This is a genomic window from Actinomadura mexicana (assembly GCF_900188105.1).
Lineage (GTDB): Bacteria > Actinomycetota > Actinomycetes > Streptosporangiales > Streptosporangiaceae > Spirillospora > Spirillospora mexicana.
Genome location: NZ_FZNP01000001.1, coordinates 780,033 through 798,011, shown reverse-complemented (window position 1 = coordinate 798,011; position 17,979 = coordinate 780,033). Strand labels below are relative to the sequence as shown.

18 protein-coding genes are annotated in these 17,979 nt (G+C 72.7%); 9 read left to right on the top strand and 9 right to left on the bottom strand.

From position 1 onward, the window contains the following. Window positions 1–85: 85 nt before the first annotated feature. The gene (locus tag CHC11_RS41970; RefSeq protein ID WP_218825914.1) at window positions 86–1,918 is read left to right on the top strand and encodes a serine/threonine-protein kinase; all 1,833 of its coding nucleotides are present in this window, start codon (window positions 86–88) and stop codon (window positions 1,916–1,918) included. Between the two features lie 126 nt (window positions 1,919–2,044). Here the strand turns inward: CHC11_RS41970 and nucS are convergent, their stop codons facing one another. Beyond that, complete coding sequence (nucS, locus tag CHC11_RS03505) at window positions 2,045–2,725, bottom strand: endonuclease NucS (protein WP_089310067.1); 681 nt, start codon at window positions 2,723–2,725, stop codon at window positions 2,045–2,047. Window positions 2,726–3,182: 457 nt separating this feature from the next. Here nucS and CHC11_RS41060 point away from each other — a divergent pair, with 457 nt between their 5' ends. Together CHC11_RS41060 and CHC11_RS03495 are read left to right on the top strand one after the other, a co-directional pair. Beyond that, window positions 3,183–3,374 carry a hypothetical protein gene (locus CHC11_RS41060; protein ID WP_089310066.1) on the top strand — a complete coding sequence of 64 codons (192 nt, stop codon included), beginning with the start codon at window positions 3,183–3,185 and terminating at the stop codon, window positions 3,372–3,374. 133 nt (window positions 3,375–3,507) lie between these two features. Beyond that, complete coding sequence (locus tag CHC11_RS03495) at window positions 3,508–3,894, top strand: SCO5389 family protein (protein WP_089310065.1); 387 nt, start codon at window positions 3,508–3,510, stop codon at window positions 3,892–3,894. Window positions 3,895–3,939: 45 nt separating this feature from the next. Here CHC11_RS03495 and CHC11_RS03490 read toward each other — a convergent pair whose 3' ends face one another. Then, window positions 3,940–4,980, bottom strand: a complete 1,041-nt coding sequence (locus CHC11_RS03490; protein ID WP_483860520.1) for an LLM class flavin-dependent oxidoreductase — start codon at window positions 4,978–4,980, stop codon at window positions 3,940–3,942. On the opposite strand from CHC11_RS03490, the gene CHC11_RS03485 reads away from it, so the two are divergent. The 4 genes from CHC11_RS03485 to CHC11_RS03470 all read left to right on the top strand — a co-directional run bounded on the left by CHC11_RS03485 (window position 4,979) and on the right by CHC11_RS03470 (window position 8,567). Further along, window positions 4,979–6,562, top strand: a complete 1,584-nt coding sequence (locus CHC11_RS03485; protein ID WP_089310063.1) for a 3-hydroxyacyl-CoA dehydrogenase family protein — start codon at window positions 4,979–4,981, stop codon at window positions 6,560–6,562. The two genes, CHC11_RS03490 and CHC11_RS03485, sit on opposite strands and share 2 nt — an antisense overlap. Window positions 6,563–6,619: 57 nt before the next feature. Continuing rightward, window positions 6,620–6,931, top strand: coding sequence for an ATP/GTP-binding protein (locus tag CHC11_RS03480; protein WP_089310062.1), 312 nt, complete (start codon window positions 6,620–6,622; stop codon window positions 6,929–6,931). A gap of 58 nt (window positions 6,932–6,989) precedes the next feature. Then, on the top strand, window positions 6,990–7,712 hold the full coding sequence (locus CHC11_RS03475) for an alpha/beta hydrolase (RefSeq protein WP_089310061.1): 723 nt from the start codon (window positions 6,990–6,992) through the stop codon (window positions 7,710–7,712). 63 nt (window positions 7,713–7,775) lie between these two features. Then, window positions 7,776–8,567 carry an alpha/beta fold hydrolase gene (locus CHC11_RS03470; protein WP_089310060.1) on the top strand — a complete coding sequence of 264 codons (792 nt, stop codon included), beginning with the start codon at window positions 7,776–7,778 and terminating at the stop codon, window positions 8,565–8,567. A gap of 22 nt (window positions 8,568–8,589) precedes the next feature. Here CHC11_RS03470 and CHC11_RS03465 read toward each other — a convergent pair whose 3' ends face one another. The 3 genes from CHC11_RS03465 to mce all read right to left on the bottom strand — a co-directional run bounded on the left by CHC11_RS03465 (window position 8,590) and on the right by mce (window position 12,240). Beyond that, entirely contained in the window at window positions 8,590–10,035 is a 1,446-nt protein-coding gene (locus CHC11_RS03465) for an AI-2E family transporter (protein ID WP_089310059.1), read from the bottom strand. A gap of 100 nt (window positions 10,036–10,135) precedes the next feature. Next, window positions 10,136–11,476 (bottom strand): DivIVA domain-containing protein, encoded by a 1,341-nt coding sequence (locus tag CHC11_RS03460; protein ID WP_089310058.1) that lies wholly within the window; start codon window positions 11,474–11,476, stop codon window positions 10,136–10,138. A gap of 329 nt (window positions 11,477–11,805) precedes the next feature. After that, entirely contained in the window at window positions 11,806–12,240 is a 435-nt protein-coding gene (mce, locus tag CHC11_RS03455) for a methylmalonyl-CoA epimerase (RefSeq protein WP_089310057.1), read from the bottom strand. 107 nt (window positions 12,241–12,347) lie between these two features. On the opposite strand from mce, the gene CHC11_RS03450 reads away from it, so the two are divergent. Then, complete coding sequence (locus CHC11_RS03450) at window positions 12,348–13,547, top strand: acetyl-CoA C-acetyltransferase (RefSeq protein WP_089310056.1); 1,200 nt, start codon at window positions 12,348–12,350, stop codon at window positions 13,545–13,547. Window positions 13,548–13,710: 163 nt separating this feature from the next. Here CHC11_RS03450 and CHC11_RS03445 read toward each other — a convergent pair whose 3' ends face one another. Then, window positions 13,711–14,424: a DUF4230 domain-containing protein gene (locus CHC11_RS03445; protein WP_089310055.1), complete on the bottom strand. Its 714-nt coding sequence runs from the start codon at window positions 14,422–14,424 to the stop codon at window positions 13,711–13,713. Between the two features lie 34 nt (window positions 14,425–14,458). Next, window positions 14,459–15,256 (bottom strand): DUF2127 domain-containing protein, encoded by a 798-nt coding sequence (locus CHC11_RS03440; RefSeq protein WP_089310054.1) that lies wholly within the window; start codon window positions 15,254–15,256, stop codon window positions 14,459–14,461. 134 nt (window positions 15,257–15,390) lie between these two features. Here CHC11_RS03440 and CHC11_RS03435 point away from each other — a divergent pair, with 134 nt between their 5' ends. Next, the gene (locus tag CHC11_RS03435) at window positions 15,391–15,699 is read left to right on the top strand and encodes a DUF3817 domain-containing protein (RefSeq protein ID WP_089310308.1); all 309 of its coding nucleotides are present in this window, start codon (window positions 15,391–15,393) and stop codon (window positions 15,697–15,699) included. A 41-nt stretch (window positions 15,700–15,740) separates the two neighbouring features. Here CHC11_RS03435 and CHC11_RS03430 read toward each other — a convergent pair whose 3' ends face one another. Both CHC11_RS03430 and CHC11_RS03425 read right to left on the bottom strand, forming a co-directional pair. Continuing rightward, window positions 15,741–17,039, bottom strand: a complete 1,299-nt coding sequence (locus CHC11_RS03430) for a hypothetical protein (RefSeq protein WP_179278657.1) — start codon at window positions 17,037–17,039, stop codon at window positions 15,741–15,743. Beyond that, window positions 17,032–17,955 carry an ATP-binding cassette domain-containing protein gene (locus tag CHC11_RS03425; protein ID WP_245918726.1) on the bottom strand — a complete coding sequence of 308 codons (924 nt, stop codon included), beginning with the start codon at window positions 17,953–17,955 and terminating at the stop codon, window positions 17,032–17,034. The genes CHC11_RS03430 and CHC11_RS03425 overlap by 8 nt, the downstream gene beginning before the upstream one ends. Window positions 17,956–17,979: the final 24 nt, after the last annotated feature.

The window sequence follows — 17,979 nt, the reverse complement described above, 5'->3', positions numbered from 1 at the left end:
TTCCGGGTGCCCTGGAGTACGGTCCGAACATCGTCGCGGACCCTCGCGTCACAGTGGAAGCTGGGCAGGGCGGCGAGGAGGGCATGTGGGCGAGTGGAGGATCTCCGGTTTTCGGGAAGTGCGGGAACTCGGCGCGGGAGCGCAGGGACGTGTCGTTCTGGCGCAGCACGAGGAGACCGGTTTCCCGGTCGCGGTGAAGTACGTCGCCCTCGGGACGGACACGGCTCCCCTGGACGCGTTGCGGCGCGAGGCCGAGATGCTGGCCAGGGTGGAGAGCCCGCACGTGGCCCGGCTGTACCGGCTGGTGGAGAGCGAGCACGGCGCCGCCCTCGTGATGGAGGCGGTCGACGGCGTCTCGCTCAAGGTGGTCCTCAACGAACACGGCCGGCTGGAACCGCACGCGGCGCTGACCGTCCTGAAGGGGTCGCTGCTCGGCCTGGCGGCGGCGCACGCGGCGGGCGTCGTCCACCGGGACTACAAGCCCGCCAACGTGGTGGTGCCCGAGGACGGGCGCAGCAAGCTCATCGATTTCGGCATCGCGTCGGCCGCCGGTTCGGCGTCGCGGTCGGGCACGCCGTCCTACATGGCGCCGGAGCAGTGGCAGGCGGGTCAGGCCGGCCCGTCCGCGGACGTCTACGCGGCGACCTGCGTCTTCTATGAATGCGTCATGGGCAGGCGACCGTTCGGCGCGGACAGCGTCGCCGGGCTGCGCGGGCAGCACCTCACCGCCCCCGTTCCGCTGGGGGACTTCCCCGAACCGCTGCGCCCGCTGGTCGTCCGCGGCCTGGCCAAGGACCCGGCGGAGCGGCACGCCGGGGCCATGGACTTCGTCGCCGAGCTGGAGAGCGTGGCCCGCGCGGCCTACGGGGACGCCTGGGAGGGCCGCGGCATCCGCGCGCTGGCCACGACGGCGGCGGGGCTGTCCACGCTGTTCCCGCTCGTCGCCGCGGGGATCTCGGCGCCGGCGGGGACGAGCGCCGCCGGCGCGGGCGCCGCTGCGGGCGCCGGGGGCACGGGGAGCGCCGGAACGGCCGGGACCGCCGCCACGGGCGCGGGGAAGACATCGGCGGGCTTCCTCGCCAAGGCGAGCGTGACCAAGGCGGCACTGGTCGTCGCGGGGGCGGCCGCGGCGGGGACCGTCAGCGTGGTCGCCTACGAGACGACCCGCCCGGAGGCCGCGGAGGCGCCCGCGATCACCCTCGCCTCCCTCGACCGGACCTACGCCGACCGGGCGCTCAAGGTCCAGGGCGGCCAGTACGCCCGGGTCGGGGGGATGAAGAAGGCGTCGGTCCAGAACGCGACCAACAAGGCCCTGCGCGTCCCTCTCGACCAGGCCATCACGTTCTACAAGGAATGGGGCAAGACCGCCGCCGCGCGCGCCGCCTGCGGCGGCCGGATGAACCTCCTCGGCACGAGCGTCGTCAAGGGGCTGACCGGCCCGGACCTGGTGTCGGTGCGCTACGTGCCGAGGTTCCGGCGCAGCTGCGGCAAGGGGCCCGGCTACTACCCGGGGTTCGGCGTCACCGTCGACCTGCGCACCGGCCGCGCGCTGACGGCCGACGACATCTTCAAGCCCGCCTCGTTCGGCGAGGCCGGGATGACCCGGCTGTGGGACGGGATTCCGGAAGGACGCGGCAAGCGGCAGTTGTCCATCGGCCATTCCGGCTCGGGCGGGTTCTTCAACCCCCTCCACCGCGAGGCGTTCTACCCGACCTCCCGGCGGCCTGAGTCGCCCGCATGGGCGCTGCCGGTCTTCGGTGAAAGGCGGTTCGACCTCGTCTACACCGGACAGGATCTCGGCACGGACTCAGGGGGAGTGGATCTGAGCAGCACGAGCGCCTACGTTTTCCCTATCCCCTACGGAACAGTGAAAGACCTCTTCAAGCCCGAACTGGTGGCACTGCTCCCCATCTCGTGACCCGTTACCCACGCTCCCCGGTTCATGACCCGCTACGCACCCGCACGAAGTGACGGAAGGGAAGACGGGCACTCGACATCGCCTCAAGGGCGCGGACACTGCGGTGCCGCCGGAAGGGCCGGGCCCTCAGAAGAGGGTGCCCTCGTGTTCGATGCCGCGCAGGGCGTCGTAGTCGAGGGTGACGCAGGTGATGCCGCGGTCGGTGGCGAGGACGCGGGCCTGGGGCTTGATCTCCTGGGCCGCGAAGACGCCGCGGACGGGGGCCAGGTGCGGATCGCGGTTCAGGAGTTCCAGGTAGCGGGTGAGCTGCTCGACGCCGTCGATCTCGCCTCGGCGTTTGATCTCGATGGCGACGGTGGCGCTGGCGGCGTCGCGGCAGAGGATGTCGACCGGACCGATGGCGGTGGGGAACTCGCGGCGGATCAGGGAGTAGCCCTCGCCGAGGGTGGTGATGTGCTCGGCGAGCAGTTCCTGCAGGTGCGCTTCGACGCCGTCCTTCTGGAGGCCGGGGTCGATGCCCAGCTCATGGCTGGTGTCGTGCAGGAGCTCCTCGATGGTGAGGATCAGCCGCTCGCCCGACTTGCCGTGCGTGACCGTCCAGCGCGTGACGGCGCCGTTCTCCTCGTAGACCTCCTCGCGCAGCGAGCAGGGCGGGTTCATCCAGTTGAGGGGCTTGTAGGCGCGGTCGTCGGCGTGCACGCTCACACTCCCGTCCGCCTTGATCAGGATCAGGCGGGGGGCCATCGGCAGATGGGCGGTGAGCTTGCCGGCGTAGTCGACACTGCAGCGGGCGATAACGAGACGCACGCTGCATCACCTTAGTGCGACGTCCGGCCTGCTTCAGGCGAGACCGGCGAACCGGCGGCACTCGTCCTGGACGGCGGGCAGGCGCCGAGCGCTGAGGATCTCGTGCAGATCGCCCCACCGCCAGCTCTCGGACGGCAGCCCGGCGATGGTGCGGGCGGTCCGCTGCTGCGCGGGGGTCAGCTCGGCGAACCGGGGGAGCGGGAGGACCGGTGTGCGGAACGTCAGTCTCAGCGCCGCCCCGGCCGTCGGGAACGACGCCCCGTCGGGCGTGCGGGCCAGGCCGTCGAGGACGGCGTCGACCGGCGATGCCAGCCGCGCCGGGGCGTCTGCCCCTAAGTACGCCTAAGACTGCTGACCGGGCGATATAAGGCGTCGTGCCCATGTGGGAACGGGGACCTTAGCGCGAGTCTCTTGGATGTCGGGCCGTGCCGATCGGCCCGGATCATTCGGAGGGGCCGTGTACCACCACGAGATCATGCAGTCGCTCATGAGCGAGCGGGCCGGCGCGCTGCGCGCGGAGGCCCGGGCCGAGCGGGACGCGCGGCTGGTGCGCCGGGCCCGCGAGTACTGGGCCGAACGCGCCGAGCGGATCGCCGCCCGCCCGGCCGCCCGGCGGCGTCGCCGCCACGACGCCGCGCCCGCGCGGTGACCACGGCCCCGGCCGCCCGGCCGGGACCGCGGTCATAGCGGAATGAAAACCTTTGTCAAGCCTGGAATTCTCCCGGGTCCGTGATTACCGTCGGCGGGTGGGTGTTCATCCTCCGTCTGCGAAAGGACCCCGCATGTCTCTCGACGTGACCCCGGAACTGCTGGAGACGGCGCAGAAGGGCGAGGTCGGCGACGCGGACTTCGTCGAGTGCATCAGGACCTCCCTCCCCTACGCCTGGGACATGGTCAGCGGCCTCGTCGCCCGGCTCCAGGTGGACGGCGGGGACTTCGCCGACAACCTCACCCCGCCGCCGGACGAGAAGGCACGCGGCCAGCTCCTCCGCGTCCTCGCGAGCGACGCCATGCGCGGCGCGCTGGAACGTTACTTCGGGGTGAGACTGGCGTTCCAGAACTGCCACCGCGTCGCGGTCTTCCCCACCGATGACTCCTCCGCGTACCGGACGTTCGTCACGGCCCGCGAACAGATCCTCAACCAGTCCCCCGAACTCCGGGACTGCTGACCGCCTCCCCCCGCGGCGCGTCGACCGGCTCGGCGCGCCGCGCCTTCACGCCGCGGCGCGAAGTTTCGGGAGGACCTCATGGCCCAGGCGGGTGATGTTCTCCAGGGTGGCGGTGCGGGAGCCGGCGGCTTCCACCAGCAGGATCAGGTGCCTTATGCCGGTTCGCTCGACCGTGGTGATGAGGGACTCGGCGCAGTCGTCCGGTGAGCCGACCGGGTGGAGGTCGCACATCAGGCGCGTGTAGGCGACGGGATCGCGGGACGGGCGCGGGCGGTCGTCCACGGGGACGTATCCCTCCAGGCCGGGGCCGAGCCAGCGCGGCATGCCCTCCATGAGGGCGGCGACCGCCTGTTCGCGCGTGTCGGCGACCTGCGCCACATGGGTGGAGACGTGGGGAAGCGACGGGTCGCCGTGCCGGGCGATGGCGGCGGCCTTCTCCTCCGGCCCGACATGCATGCCGAGCAGCATCGGCAGGCCGCGTTCCGCCGCCAGCGCCTCGGTCGCGGGGGACGTGCAGGCGACCGTCACCGGCGGCGGGACGGGCGTCCGCGGGACGACCGGCACCTCGCGGAAGGCGAAATGCTCACCCGACCACGCGAGGCGGTCGGAGCGCAGCCACGCCAGGAGGAGATCGAGGGACTCGGCGAAGCCGTGCTCGTAGCGGGGGAGGCCCGAGCCGAACACCTCCAGGTCGCGCCACGGTCCGCCGCGCCCGACGCCCAGCCGGAAGCGGCCGCCGGACAGCAGCGCCAGCATTGCGGCCTGCTCGGCCAGCGCCACCGGATGCTGGCTGGACAGCACGCTGACCGCCGTCCCGACGCCGACCCGCGAGGTGGCGGCCAGCAGATGCCCGGCCAGCAGGGTCGCGGACGGCACCACCCCGTACGACATGAAGTGGTGCTCGGCGAGCCACACGTCGTCGAACCCGGCGCGCTCGGCGGCGACGGCGGCCTCGACGGTGCGGGACAGGGCGGCGGCGTCGTCCTGGCCGGGGAAACGGGCGGCGAGGAGGAAGATTCCGAGGCGCACGTCCCCGTCGTACCCGCCCTGGGGGACGGGCGAGCCCTCTGCAAGACTGCGACTCATGACTGGTGGTTCGTTCAGCAGGGTCGGGGTCGTCGGACTGGGCACGATGGGTGCGGGCATCGCCGAGGTGCTGGCACGCGGCGGCTTCGCGGTCGTCGGCATCGAGGTGAACCGGGAGGCGCTGGAGCGCGGGCGCGGCAACCTGAAGTCCTCGACCGGACGGGCCGTCAAGCGCGGCAGGCTCGGCGAGGACGCCCAGCGCGAGATCCTCGGCCGGATCACCCTGTCGACCGACTTCGCCGACCTCGGCGACTGCGACCTCGTCATCGAGGCCGTCCCCGAGCGGCTCGACCTGAAGCGCACGGTGTTCGCCGAGCTCGACCGCGTGTGCCGGGACGACGCGGTCCTCGCCACCAACACCTCCTCCCTGTCGGTCACCGACATCGCGGTCACCACCGGCCGGCCCACCAAGATCGTCGGAGTGCACTTCTTCAACCCGGCGCCGGTCATGAGGCTGGTCGAGGTCATCGGGACCGTCCTCACCGAGCCGGAGGCCGTCGCCCGGGTCGCCGAGCTGGTCGAGGGCCTCGGCAAGACGCCGGTGACGATCGGGGACCGGGCCGGGTTCGTCGCCAACCGCCTCCTGTTCGGCTACCTGAACCAGGCCGCGACCATGCTGGAGACCGGGCACGCCACCCGCGACGACATCGACGCCGCGATGAAGGCGGGCGCCGGCCTGCCGATGGGCCCCTTCACCCTGATGGACCTGATCGGCCTCGACACCTGCCTGGAGGTGCTGGACGCGATCTACGCCGAGTCCCGCGACCGCCGCCACGCCGCCTCGCCGCTGCTCCGCGAACTCGTCACCGCCGGGCTGCTCGGCCGCAAGACCGGCCGCGGCTTCCACACCTACGACAAGTCGGGTCCGGCCGAGGAGGGGACGTCCGGGGCGGCGGCGCCGACCGTGGGCGTCGTCGGCGTCGGGCCGCTCGCGGACGCGGTCGCCGCGCTGTGCGAGCGGGCGGGCGGCCGGGTCGGCGACTCCGCCGCCGAACTCGCCGGCTGCGACCTGGTCATCGAGGCCGCGCAGGACCCCGAGGCGGCGCGGGCGCTGCTGTCCGCCGCCGTCCAGGCCGCCAAGCCCGGCACGGTCATCGCCGTCACCTCGCTGGACGGCTCCGCGGACGGCTCCGCGATCCGGCAGGCCATGGCCACCGGACGCCCGTCCGACGTCGTCGGGCTGCACCTTCTCGACCCGGCCGGCGCCCTGGCGGAGATGTCCGCCACGGTCGCGACGGACCCGGACGTCGCCGACCGCGCCGCCGGCCTCCTGTCGCGCCTCGGCCTCACCGTCGTGCGCTGCCGCGACCGCGCAGGGTTCATCGTGGACGCCCTGCGCCTGCCGTATCTGAACGACGCCGCCGCCATGCTCGGCGCCGGATACGCCGACGCCGACTCCATCGACGCCGCGATGACGCTGGGCTGCGGCTACCCGACCGGCCCCATCGCCGACCTCGACCGCATCGGCCCCGACCGCGCCGTCGCCGTCCTGCGCGCCCTCCACGCCGAGACCCGCGACCCGGCCCTCGCCCCGGCCCCCCTCCTCGTGGAGCACGCAACGGCGGGGAGGCCGCTGCGCTAGCCTCCGGCATGCGCCGGGCGGCCCGTGGAAGGGCCGGGGGTTCCTATGCTCTAGGGCATGAGCCCCCGGAAGAATCGCCGTGCCGCATCTGGACGTTCCGCCGGAGGCGGGGGCGCTTCGTGGGCTCAGGAGACCGAGGAGGGGCCGGACGGCGAGTGGATCGTCCGGTCGGTCTCCGGGGCGGGGGCGGGCAAGCCGTACCGATGCCCGGGATGCGACCAGGAGATCCCGCCGGGCGTCGGCCATGTCGTGGCGTGGCGGGCGGGTGACGGCGGAGACGACCGGCGGCACTGGCACCGGCCCTGCTGGCAGGCCCGGACCCGCAGGTCGCCCCGCGTACTGCGGTCGCGCAACGCCCCGCGCTACTGAGAACCGGCGTCCGGAGCGCGGCGGACGCCGCCCGGCCGAGGGAGAAACGGAGAGATCGATGGCGGAGATCAGGGCGGCCTCGGTGCTGCCGGCGCGGCGCGAGGAGATCACGCTGCACACGTCCGACGGCCTGGAGCTGGTCGGTGAGCTGGCGCTGCCGCCGGAGGGGCCGCCGGTGGCGACGCTGGTCTGCCTGCATCCGCTGCCCACGGCCGAGGGCATGATGGACAGCCACGTCCTGCGCAAGGCGTCCTTCCGGCTGCCCGCGCTCGCCGGCCTCGCCGTCCTGCGCTTCAACACGCGCGGGACGACGTCGGCGCGCGGCACGAGCCAGGGCGGGTTCGGCGAGGGCGAGACCGAGCGGTTCGACGTGGCGGCGGCGCTGGAGTACACCGAGTACCACGACCTGCCGAGGCCGTGGCTGCTGGGCTGGTCGTTCGGCACCGAGCTGGCGCTCAAGTGGGGACGCGACCCGCTGGTGGAGGGCGCCATCCTGCTGTCGCCGCCGCTGAAGAGGGCCGGCGACGCCGACCTCGACGCCTGGGGCGCCGACGGGCGGCCCGTCGTGGCGCTGGTGCCGGAGTTCGACGACTACCTGCGCCCGGCGGAGGCGCGGGAGCGGTTCAAGCGCGTCCCGCAGGCCGAGGTGGTCGCGGTGGACAACGCCAAGCACCTCTGGGTGGGCGAGCCCTACGTCCGGATCGTGCTGAACGAGATCGTCAAGCGGGTCGCTCCGGCCGCCTACCCGCTCCCCACCGAATGGGATGAAACGGACAGATAAACGCGTGCGGCCGATCGCGGCCACTCCGTCCCGCCGGCCGTACCGGCGGGCGACCATTGCCCAATGACGGTGCAGCTGTACGTAAGGGACGTGGGGACCGGCACACCGCTCGTGCTGCTGCACGCCTTCCCGCTGTCGTCGGCGATGTGGCTCGCCCAGCGCGAGGGCCTCGCCGGCCGGTTCCGGGTCGTCACCCCCGACCTGCGCGGCTTCGGCGGCTCCCTGCTGGGCGACGACGAGCCGTCCGTCGACGCGATGGCCGACGACGTCGCCCGCGCGTGCCGCTCGCTCGGCGTCCGGCGGGCCGTCGTCGGCGGGCTGTCCATGGGCGGGTACGTTGCGATGGCGCTGTGCCGGCGGCACCCCGACCTCGTCCTCGGCCTCGTGCTGGCCGCCACCCGCGCCACCGCGGACACCGCTTCCGTCCGGGAGAACCGGCTTCGGCAGGCCGACGCCCTGGAAGGCGAGCGCAGTACCCGCGTCCTCGTGGACGAGGTGCTGCCCGGCCTCGTCGGCCCCACCACCTACCGGCAGCGGGCGCTGATCTACGGGCGGGTCCGGGGGCTCGTCCAGGCGGCGCCGCCGCTCGCCGCCGCGTGGGCGCAGCGCGCCATGGCGGGACGCGCGGACTCCTCCGGGACGCTCGGCGGCCTCCGCGTCCCCGCGCTCGTGATGATCGGCGACGAGGACGCGCTGGCCACCGAGGACGAGGCCCGCGCCATGGCCGAGGCGATGCCGAACGCCGAACTGCTGGTCATCCCGCGGGCCGGGCACCTGTGCGCGGTGGAGCAGCCCGACCTGTTCAACCAGGCGGTGGCGGAGTTCACGGCCGCCCTCGCCCGCACCGCGCACTGAGCCCGGCGCGCCCGGGCCCGGCCTACAGCGTCTCCTGGCGCGGTATGACGACCTCGCGGATCAGCAGCGAGATCGCGGCCGCCGTGGGGATCGCCAGCAGCGCGCCGACCACGCCGAGCAGCGCCGCGCCGACCAGCGCCGCCACGATCGTCACCGCGGGCTGGACGTCCACGGTCCGCTTCATCACCCGCGGATAGACGAGGTAGTTCTCCACCTGCTGGTAGACGACGTAGAAGATCGCGCAGACGATGAGGTCGGTCGTGGTCCCGGTCAGGAACGCCACCAGAGAGACGATCACCGCGCCGAACGTGGCGCCGATCAGCGGGACGAGGTCGGTCACCGCGACGATCAGCGCCAGCGCGAGCGCGTACTTCACCCCGAGGATCGACAGGAAGATGTAGGAGCACACGCCCGCGATGAGCGCGATCGTGAACTGGCCGGCGACGTAGCCGCCGATCCGGTCGAGGATCTCGTCGCCGAGCAGGGCGACGCGGGCCCGCCGGCTGCGCGGCGCCAGCTGGTAGAAGAACGTCTTGATCTGCGGCAGCGAGCTGAGGAAGTACAGCGTCAGGATCAGGATCGTGATCGTCTGGAAGATGCCGTTGATCGCGACCTTGCCGATGCCGGTGGCGGTGTCGGTGAGGCCCTTCTGGAAGCCGTCGCCGTTCACCGTCTTCTCGGCGCGTTCCAGCAGGCCGTAGCGCTTGTCCCAGTCGGCCAGCGTCTTGTTGTCCTGCAGCTGCTGGACGTACTCGGGGATGTTGTGCCGCAGCTCGGTGACCTGCTCGGACACCGGCTGGACGAGGGAGGCGACGAATCCGGCGAAGAACAGGATCACGATCAGGAACACCGTGGCGACCGCCGCGCCGCGCGGGAGGCCGATCCTGCGCAGCCGCTCCACCGCCGGGTTGAGCCCGACCGCGAGGAACATCGCGACCACGATCATGACGAGCACCGACTTGGCGTTCGTCGCCGTCTTCACCAGCATCCAGGCCGTGAAGACGCCGAGCGCCGCGGTGAACCCGAACACGAACGGGTGCGCGCGGCCGAGCGGCTGGCCGGGCTTGCCGAACGGGAACAGGTGGTCGACGCCGGCCTCGCGCTTGCGCTGCTCGACGTCGTGCGCCGGGTCGGGCGCGCCGGGCTCGGGCGCCACCGGCTCGGTGGCCGACGGCGCCGCCGGGAGGGTGACCGGGGCACCGGTCGCCGGATCGCGTTCCCCCACGGGCTGCTCGATCTCCTCCGGCCTCAGCGCGCCGCTCGGTGCGACGCTGCCTTCGTTGCCTGTCTCGTCGTCGCCGTCCTTACCGGAGCCGGTTCCGCCGTCGCGGGACTCGCCGGACGGGTCGGCGCCGCGGTCCGCCTCGTCGGCGGGCGGCGCCGGAGCGGGGACCCGGCGGCCGGTCGCGGACCGTCCCTCACCGGGGGCGGGCTCACGGTCGTCGTCCTGGGGGGTCTCGTCGGGCACGCCGCTCTCCTCTGTCGTGCGTCTACGGGGTTGAGACGACGGAAAGCCCGGAGGCGTTTCACCGCCTCCAGGCTTCCCGTCATGCCCGACCTTTAAGGGATCACTCCTGCCACCAGTCCTCGTCGTCCTCTTCGGACTTCTTGGCCTGGGCCGGCTTGGCGGGCGCGGCGGGCGCGGCCTTGGCGGCCGGCTGCTGCTGCTGCTTGGGCTGGGCCTGCGGCGCCGGGGCCGGCTTCGGCTCGGCCGCCGGGATCGCGGCCTTCTCCGGGGGGGCGGCCAGCTCGGGCTCGGAGCCCATGCTCGGCGCGACGCCGCCGATGAGCTGGCGCAGCTGGTTGAGGTGGCTGGTGATGCTGTCGCGCTGCCGGGTGAGCTCGTCGACCTGGCGCTGCGCCGCCGTCCGGACGCGGTCGGCCTCGGACTTGGTCTCGGCGAGCAGCTGCTCGGCCTGCGACTTGGCCTCGGCGATCACGTTGTCGGAGTTCTTGCGGGCGTTGGCCATCAGCTGCTTGGCGTGCGAGTCGGCCTCGCGCCGGGTCTGCTCGGCCTGCTGCGTCGCCTTCGCGGCGCGCTGCTCGGCGGACGCGGCGCGCTGCTCGGCCTCGGCGACGAGCTTCTGCGTCGCGGCCTGGGCGGCGGAGTGGCGCTCGGCGTCCTGCCGGTCGGCCTCCTCGCGGCGGGCGGCGAGCTGGATCTCGAACTCGGCCTCGGCCTGGGCGCGCTGGGCCTCGCTCTCCTCCAGGATGCGCTGGGCCTGGGCCCGCATCTCGTCGGCCTGCCGCTTGGCCGTGGTGAGGATCTCGTCGCGCTCCCGCTTGGTGGACGCGCGCAGCTGCGCCACCTCGCGCTCGGTGGTGGTGCGCAGCTTGGCGATCTCACGCTCGGCGCCGGCGCGCTTCTCGGCGACCTCGTGGTCGGCGTTGGCCCGCAGCTTGGCGACCTCGCGCTCGGTGGTGGAGGTCAGCTCGTCGGCCTCGCGGTGGGCGGAGGTGCGCACCTCCTCGGCCTCCCGCTCGGCCGCCTGCCGCATGTCGTCGCCCTCGCGCTGGGCATTGGCGCGCAGCTCGGAGGCGTCGTTCTCGGCGGTGGCGCGCTGCTCGGCGGCGTCGACCTTGGCCGCGGCCTTGATCTCGTTCGCCTCCGAGCGGGCCGCCTGGACCAGCTCGGTCGCCTGCTCCTCGGCGAGCCGCAGCAGCTGCTCGATGCGGGCGCCGAGACCGGAGTAGGTCGGACGTTCCTGCTCCTGCAGCTGCCGGTGGGCGTCCGACAGCTCGCGCTGCAGGGCCTGGGTCTGCTCGCGGGTCTGCCGCACCTCGTTGTCGAGCTGCTTGATGTGCTCGTCGACCTGGTGCCGGTCGTAGCCGCGAAGCACCACGTCGAACTCGCGCGGGGGCGTGTCTTCAAAGAAGTTGCTGAGCTGGGCGTCGATGTCGGACTGCATGTGGCTCAATCCTGATGTGACGGGGCTACGGGTGGTTCCGGGGACCGGTCGATCGCCTGGCATGACGGACGCACTTGCCCGAGACCTCTTCCGGCGAATGAAGCGTACTCCGGACACTGCCGTGTTGGGGGCTCATCTTGACGCGCTGCGTGGAATGTCCCTTTTGTTCGAGCCTGTGACAGGCCCGCGGCAGCCCAGGTGTGGGGGGTGCAAATACACCAGATGTGTCCGAACGGTCACAGAGCGGCGGTCCATGCCGTGCGGTCCGCGACCGTGATATCGAACACGTCACGATCTTGACGCGCCCCCGCCACGCCCGGCAGGCAAGATCATTCGGCGTCCGGGCGCTTCTGCACCAGCTCCGTCAGGACGCCGTGGCAGTCCTTGGGGTGCAAAAAGTTGATCAAGGATCCCATCGAGCCGTTGCGCGGCGCGTCGTACAGCACGCGCACGCCCTTGCCGGCGATCGCGGCGGCCTCGCCGGCGACCGTCCCGTCCGTCCCGAACGCGATGTGGTGGACGCCCTCGCCGTTCTTGTCCAGCCACTTGGCGACCGCCGAGTCCTCCCGGATCGGCTCGATGAGCTGCAGGTAGCTCGCCGCGCCGTCCCCCGTGTCGTTGATCTTGAGCATGCACTCCCGCACGCCCTGCTCCTCGTTCACCTCGAAGTGCGCGTCGGTGAAGCCGTAGGTCGCCTTGTAGAACTCGACGGTCGCGTCCAGATCGCGGCAGGCGATGCCGATGTGGTCGATACGGGTCAGCATGGGCTAAGTCCCTCCTCGGACGGCCAGGCGGGGGCGAACGGAAACGAACGCCGCTCCCGTGGGTATCGTGGCAAACGTCGCCGCAGCACCACCCTGGAGGCCCCCACATGACCACCTCGTCCGTGATCGTCGCCGGAGCGCGTACCCCCATCGGGCGCCTGATGGGCTCGCTGAAGGACTTCTCCGCGGCCGACCTCGGGGCGCACGCGATCAAGGCGGCGCTGGAGCGTGCCGGGGTGTCCGGCGACCAGGTGCAGTACGTGATCCTCGGCCAGGTGCTGCAGGCGGGCGCGGGCCAGATCCCGTCCCGGCAGGCGGCGGTCAAGGCGGGCATCCCGATGAGCGTCCCGTCCATCACGATCAACAAGGTCTGCCTCTCCGGGCTGGACGCGATCGCGCTGGCCGACCAGCTCATCCGGGCGGGCGAGTTCGACATCGTGGTGGCGGGCGGCATGGAGTCGATGACCCAGGCCCCGCACCTGCTGCCGAAGTCGCGCGGCGGCTACAAGTACGGCTCCGTCGAGGTCCTCGACCACATGGCCCACGACGCCCTCACCGACGCCTTCGACGCCGTCTCCATGGGCGAGTCGACCGAGCGCTACAACGCCGAGCTCGGCATCTCCCGCGAGGCGCAGGACGAGTTCTCCGCCCGCTCCCACCAGCGCGCCGCCGAGGCGATCAAGAACGGCGTGCTCGACGAGGAGATCGCCCCGGTCGAGATCCCGCAGCGGCGCGGCGAGCCGGTGGTGTTCTCCGCCGACGAGGGCGTGCGCGGCGACACCACCGTCGAGGGCCTGGCCAGGCTGCGCCCGGCGTTCGGCAAGGACGGGACGATCACCGCGGGCTCGGCCTCGCAGATCTCCGACGGCGCCGCGGCGGTCGTGGTGATGTCCAAGGCCAGGGCCGAGGAGCTCGGCCTCACCTGGCTCGCCGAGATCGGCGCGCACGGCAACGTCGCGGGACCGGACAACTCGCTGCAGTCCCAGCCGTCCAACGCGATCAAGCACGCCCTCGGCAAGGAGGGCCTCACCGTCGACGACCTCGACCTCATAGAGATCAACGAGGCGTTCGCCTCCGTCGGCATCCAGTCGATGCGCGACCTCGGCGTCGGCCCCGAGAAGGTCAACGTCAACGGCGGCGCCATCGCGGTCGGCCACCCGGTCGGCATGTCCGGCGCCCGCATCCTCCTGCACCTGGCCTACGAGCTGAAGCGCCGGGGCGGCGGCACCGGCGCCGCCGGCCTCTGCGGCGGCGGCGGCCAGGGAGACGCGCTGCTCATTCGTGTTCCGACTCGGGAACTCGCCTAGCGGCTCGCTCCCGATCGGACCACGGGCGATCGCCGGCATCGCTTCGGCTCGCCTTGCGGCTCGCTGCGCGATCGGATTCTCGCGAGCTCGAATCCGCCTTCGGACGCGATCGCGAATGTTCTGGTTGTCGCGTGGTTGCGGCTGTGGCTGATGTCCGTGCCCCTCATCGAGGGGCGGGGGTGATGGTCACCGTCTTGAAGCCGAGGGCCTTGAGCATGTTCTCCAGCATCGACTTCGTGTTGGCGTCGGCGCGCTGCTTCAGGCCGCTCTGGCCCGCGGCCGTCTGGATCTTCTGGGACGCCAGGACGTAGAGCTGCTGCTGGTTGTTGGGGTTGCTGCTGAAGAAGTCGCCGAAGCGGTCGAAGACGCCGCGCTGGGTCGCGTAGACGTAGCTGTTCTTCGTGTCGAGGTTCGTCTTCTCCAGCTGGGCGGGCGGGAGTGTGATCGTGGCGGCCGTCCGGTCCGCGTTGACCTTGAGGGCGCCCGAGCCGAGCCGGGAGAAGTCCACGTAGGCGTCGACCGAGCCGTTGCCGACGAACAGGGTCCGCTTGCCGCGCAGCGAGGACGGCAGGAACTTGGCGTCCTTCTCCAGGTCCACGACCACCTGGAAGTTGCCGCTCGCCGCCTCGTAGCGGTGCAGGTCGCGGATCGACTTCAGCAGGACGGGGCCGCTGCGGTCCTTGGTCTCCTCCGCGAACGGGTTCAGCCAGTGGGGGAGGCCGTGCAGCGCCTGCTGGGCGACCAGGACGAGCGCGACGGTGGCGACGATGATCGCGACCGGGGTGAGCAGGCCGCGCCGCGGGGGGCGGGACCGGTCCGGGGACGACTTGACGGACGCGTCGTTCTTCGCGTCGTTCTTCGTTTCCGAGCGAGCCATGTATCCGACATTCCCGGCAGCGGCGTCCGCTACCTCATCCGGCGGGTTCGGGCTCGGGCGGCGACGGGCGCCGCAGGTCCGACTCGTGGGTCGCCTGCTCCACCTCGATCAGCGACTCGCTGCGAAGATGCGCCTCGTGGGCGGCCCGGCCTCCCCGCACGCCGAACAGCCGTTTGGTGACGACGATGTAGACGATGAGACCGATATTGAGCACCAGCGCGCCGATGCGCAGCGCGGTGACCTTCTCCACCAGCTCGTAGATCTCGATCGGCAGCCCGAAGCACGTCGCGACGACCGCGAAGTACTCGCCCCAGCGCTGCAGCAGCCAGAGCCCGACCGCCTCGATCAGCTCGATCGCGCCGTAGACGACGAGACCGACGGCCAGCCAGCGCAGCGTCCGCGCGTCCAGGTCGAACACGTGCCGGACGGAGGTGACGACCTTGGAGTGGTCGAGGTCCCAGCCGACCTGCTCGGCGATGGGGCGCAGCAGCGGGATCTCCTTCTCGAAGATCCGCTCGATCGATCCGCGGCTGCCCGCGAAACGCCACACCCCGTACGCCGCGACCAGCACGATCAGGCCGCGGACGCCGCGCTCCACCGCGAAGAACCGCATGATGAAGGCGTCGCGCAGCTCCCGGCCGCGCTTGACCAGCGGGGCCCGGTCGGCCGGGCCGGTTCCGTGCGGCCGGCCGTGCACGTAGGTCCCGCAGCGCAGGCATCGCCACGCCGCGCCGATCGGCGACGAGACGACGAGCCGCTCGCGCAGCCTCTCCTCGTCCGGCGCGTAGGTGATGTGCCCCTTGCGCGCGCAGGTCAGCAGGCTCCAGTCCACGCGGACACACTAGAGGTCCGCAAGGGTCCGCATACGTCACGGTTTGCACACGGTCGTGTGAGCGCAGTGTGAGCAACGCCATAGAGGGTGCGGAAACCGCGGGCCGATGCCGTGCCGTTGAGCGGGGCGTGGACATGATTCGTGCTTTCCGGTTCGTCTCCGTCGCCGAGGCGTTCTCGTTCCTCCTCCTGCTGCTGGTCGCGATGCCGCTGAAGTACGGGGCGGACGCGCCGATCGGCGTGCAGGTGATGGGCCCGGTGCACGGCGTCCTGTTCATGGCCTACGTCGGCCTGGTGTTCCTCGTCCGCGAGCAGCTCGGCTGGGACCTCAGGCGCACGGGCCTCGCGCTCGGCGCCGCCGTCCTGCCCGTCGCGCCGTTCTTCGTGGAGCGCCACTGGACGCGGCCCGCCGCCGAGCCGGAACTGGCCGGGCGGGGCGCCTGACCTCCTGCGTGACCGCGGCCGGCCGGGGGGTCCTGCCGCGGTCACGCAGGCCGGGTGTCCAGGACGTCGTGGAGGCGGGTCTCCGTGGCGCGGGTCTTCGTGGTGCGGGGGGTGCGGAAGTCCCGCGGGCCGAGCGCGCAGGCGCGGTACTCGGCGAAGTGGAGCCGCAGCCAGTCGCGCCGCCGCTGCTCGGTCCAGGAGGCGAACCGGTGCCCCGCGCCCGTGCCGGCCATGGCCGGGGGCTCGTCGCCGAGAAGCCACGCGTCGACCACTGCGCTGTACCCGTCGCCGGACGCGCAGGACCGTGCGTCCTTGAGCGCCTCGCTGATCTGCCGGACGGCCCGGGACGCGTAGCCGGGTGAGAGGTCCTCGTCGAGGTGGACGGCGGCGACGCCGTCAGCCACCGTGACGGGCGTCCAGGCGGGGCGCTGCTCGACCATCGTGAAGGCGCCGGGCGTGCCGTTCAGCCGCGCGGCGAGCGGGGTGGCCACCTCCATCAGCGGGGGCAGGGCCTTCCGCAGGGCGGGGTGCACGCAGACGGTGAGAGGCCATCTCCGGCACACCGGCTCCGTCTGGGCGGGCGCGACCGTCCCGCCGGTGCGGTGCAGGCCGAGGGTGGCGGAGACGGTCGCGGCCAGCGCCACCGCCAGGGGCAGGACGAGCAGGAGCCGACGCGTCGCCCACATCACGTAGCCGAGGATCAGCGCGGTGGTCAGCCCGGCGGCCCAGAGGAGCTGGACGGCGAACACCTCGGGGCGCAGGGTGGTGAACAGCTGGATGCGGGGGAGCGCGGCAGGGGGCAGCAGGCTCCACCAGGACATGCCGGGGACGCGCAGAGCGGCCCACAGGGACGTCGCGGCGAGCACCACGGCCGCGGTGGCGCGGTGGGGTGCGACGCGTCCCGTCAGGTAGCCCACGACGACGTGCAGGACGAGTGCGCCCGCACCCGAGACCACACCGAGCAGGTCGGCCTGACCGGCGTGCGCGTGCACGAGGGTCACGGCGGCGACCACCGCCGTGACCACGACATAGGAGACCAGTGCGGCGGACGACAGCAGCAGCAGGTCGAACAGCACGCCGGTCGCGGGAGAGCGGGCGGTGAGGTCGCGCAGGTAGTCGAGCGGGCGTTCCCGGACGGCCGTCCACGCGGCCAGGCCCGCGGCGGCCGGGCCCAGGAGGCGGACGGCGTTGACCAGCGCGACGACGCTGTTGTCCCAGTACGCGACCGGGCTCAGCGCCAGGCACGCCGCCGCGGTGCCGAGCACGGTGAGGACCGGCACCGCGACGAGCAGTGCCGTGCGGCGGGCGTCCAGCCGGAGCACCCGCCCGAGGTCAGACACCGGTGGGGCTCTCGGCGGGCGACCGCCTCGCCCGCGCCTTCGCGAGCTGGGGCAGGGGCAGGTGCGGAAGGGTCAGCGGCGGCAGCGCCAGCGGCGGCAGCGCGAGCTGCGGCAGGGACACCTGCGGCAGCGTGCGCCGGGCGGGGCCGCGCCGGGTCATCGCGTCGACGGTCTGCGGATGGAGAGCGCCCCGCGGGGCGGCGGCGCCGCGCCGGTCGGCCGGGGAGCGGCCGCGGCGGGCGGCGGCCGAGTGCGTGGGCTGCTCGGAGAGCCGGCCGCGGGCGAGGGTGAAGAGGCGGTCGCACCAGCCGGTGAGCGTCGCGGCGGCGTCGGCGGTGACGACCACGGTGGGCGCCAGCGTGCGCAGCACGGGGATCAGCTCGGCCATGGCCGCGGTGAGCGAGTGCCGTCCGGGGCCCGCGGCGCCCGTGGGCCAGGGCTCGGCGGCGGCGCACAGCTCGCCGAAGGGGTCGTCGAGCAGCACCAGGCCGGGCTCGTGGACGCAGGCGGCGGCCAGCCCGGCGCGCAGCCGGACGTCCGGCGGCAGCAGCGCCAGCTCCGTCCCGGCGGCCTCGGTGAGGTCGAAGCGGCGGACCATGCTCTGCGCGGCGGACGCGCTCGTCCGCTTGTAGTACGCGGCGTAGGCGACGAACTCGCCGGCCGTCATGCCCTCCGCGCGCGAGAAGCGGGCCGGCAGGTAACCGATCCCGGCACGGGCGGCCCGCTGCCCGGCGGCGTTGGTGATGTCGTGCCCGAGAATGTGCAGCGCGCCGGTGTTCGGTCTGCGCAAGGTCGCGAACGTGGCCAGCAGAGTGGATTTACCGGCACCCGGTGGGCCGGCCAGGCCGACCACGCCTTCGGGCACGCCGAAGGTCACCGGGCGCAGGAGCCACCGCCCCCCGCGGCGGACACCCATTCCTCGGGCCACGATCACGGAATG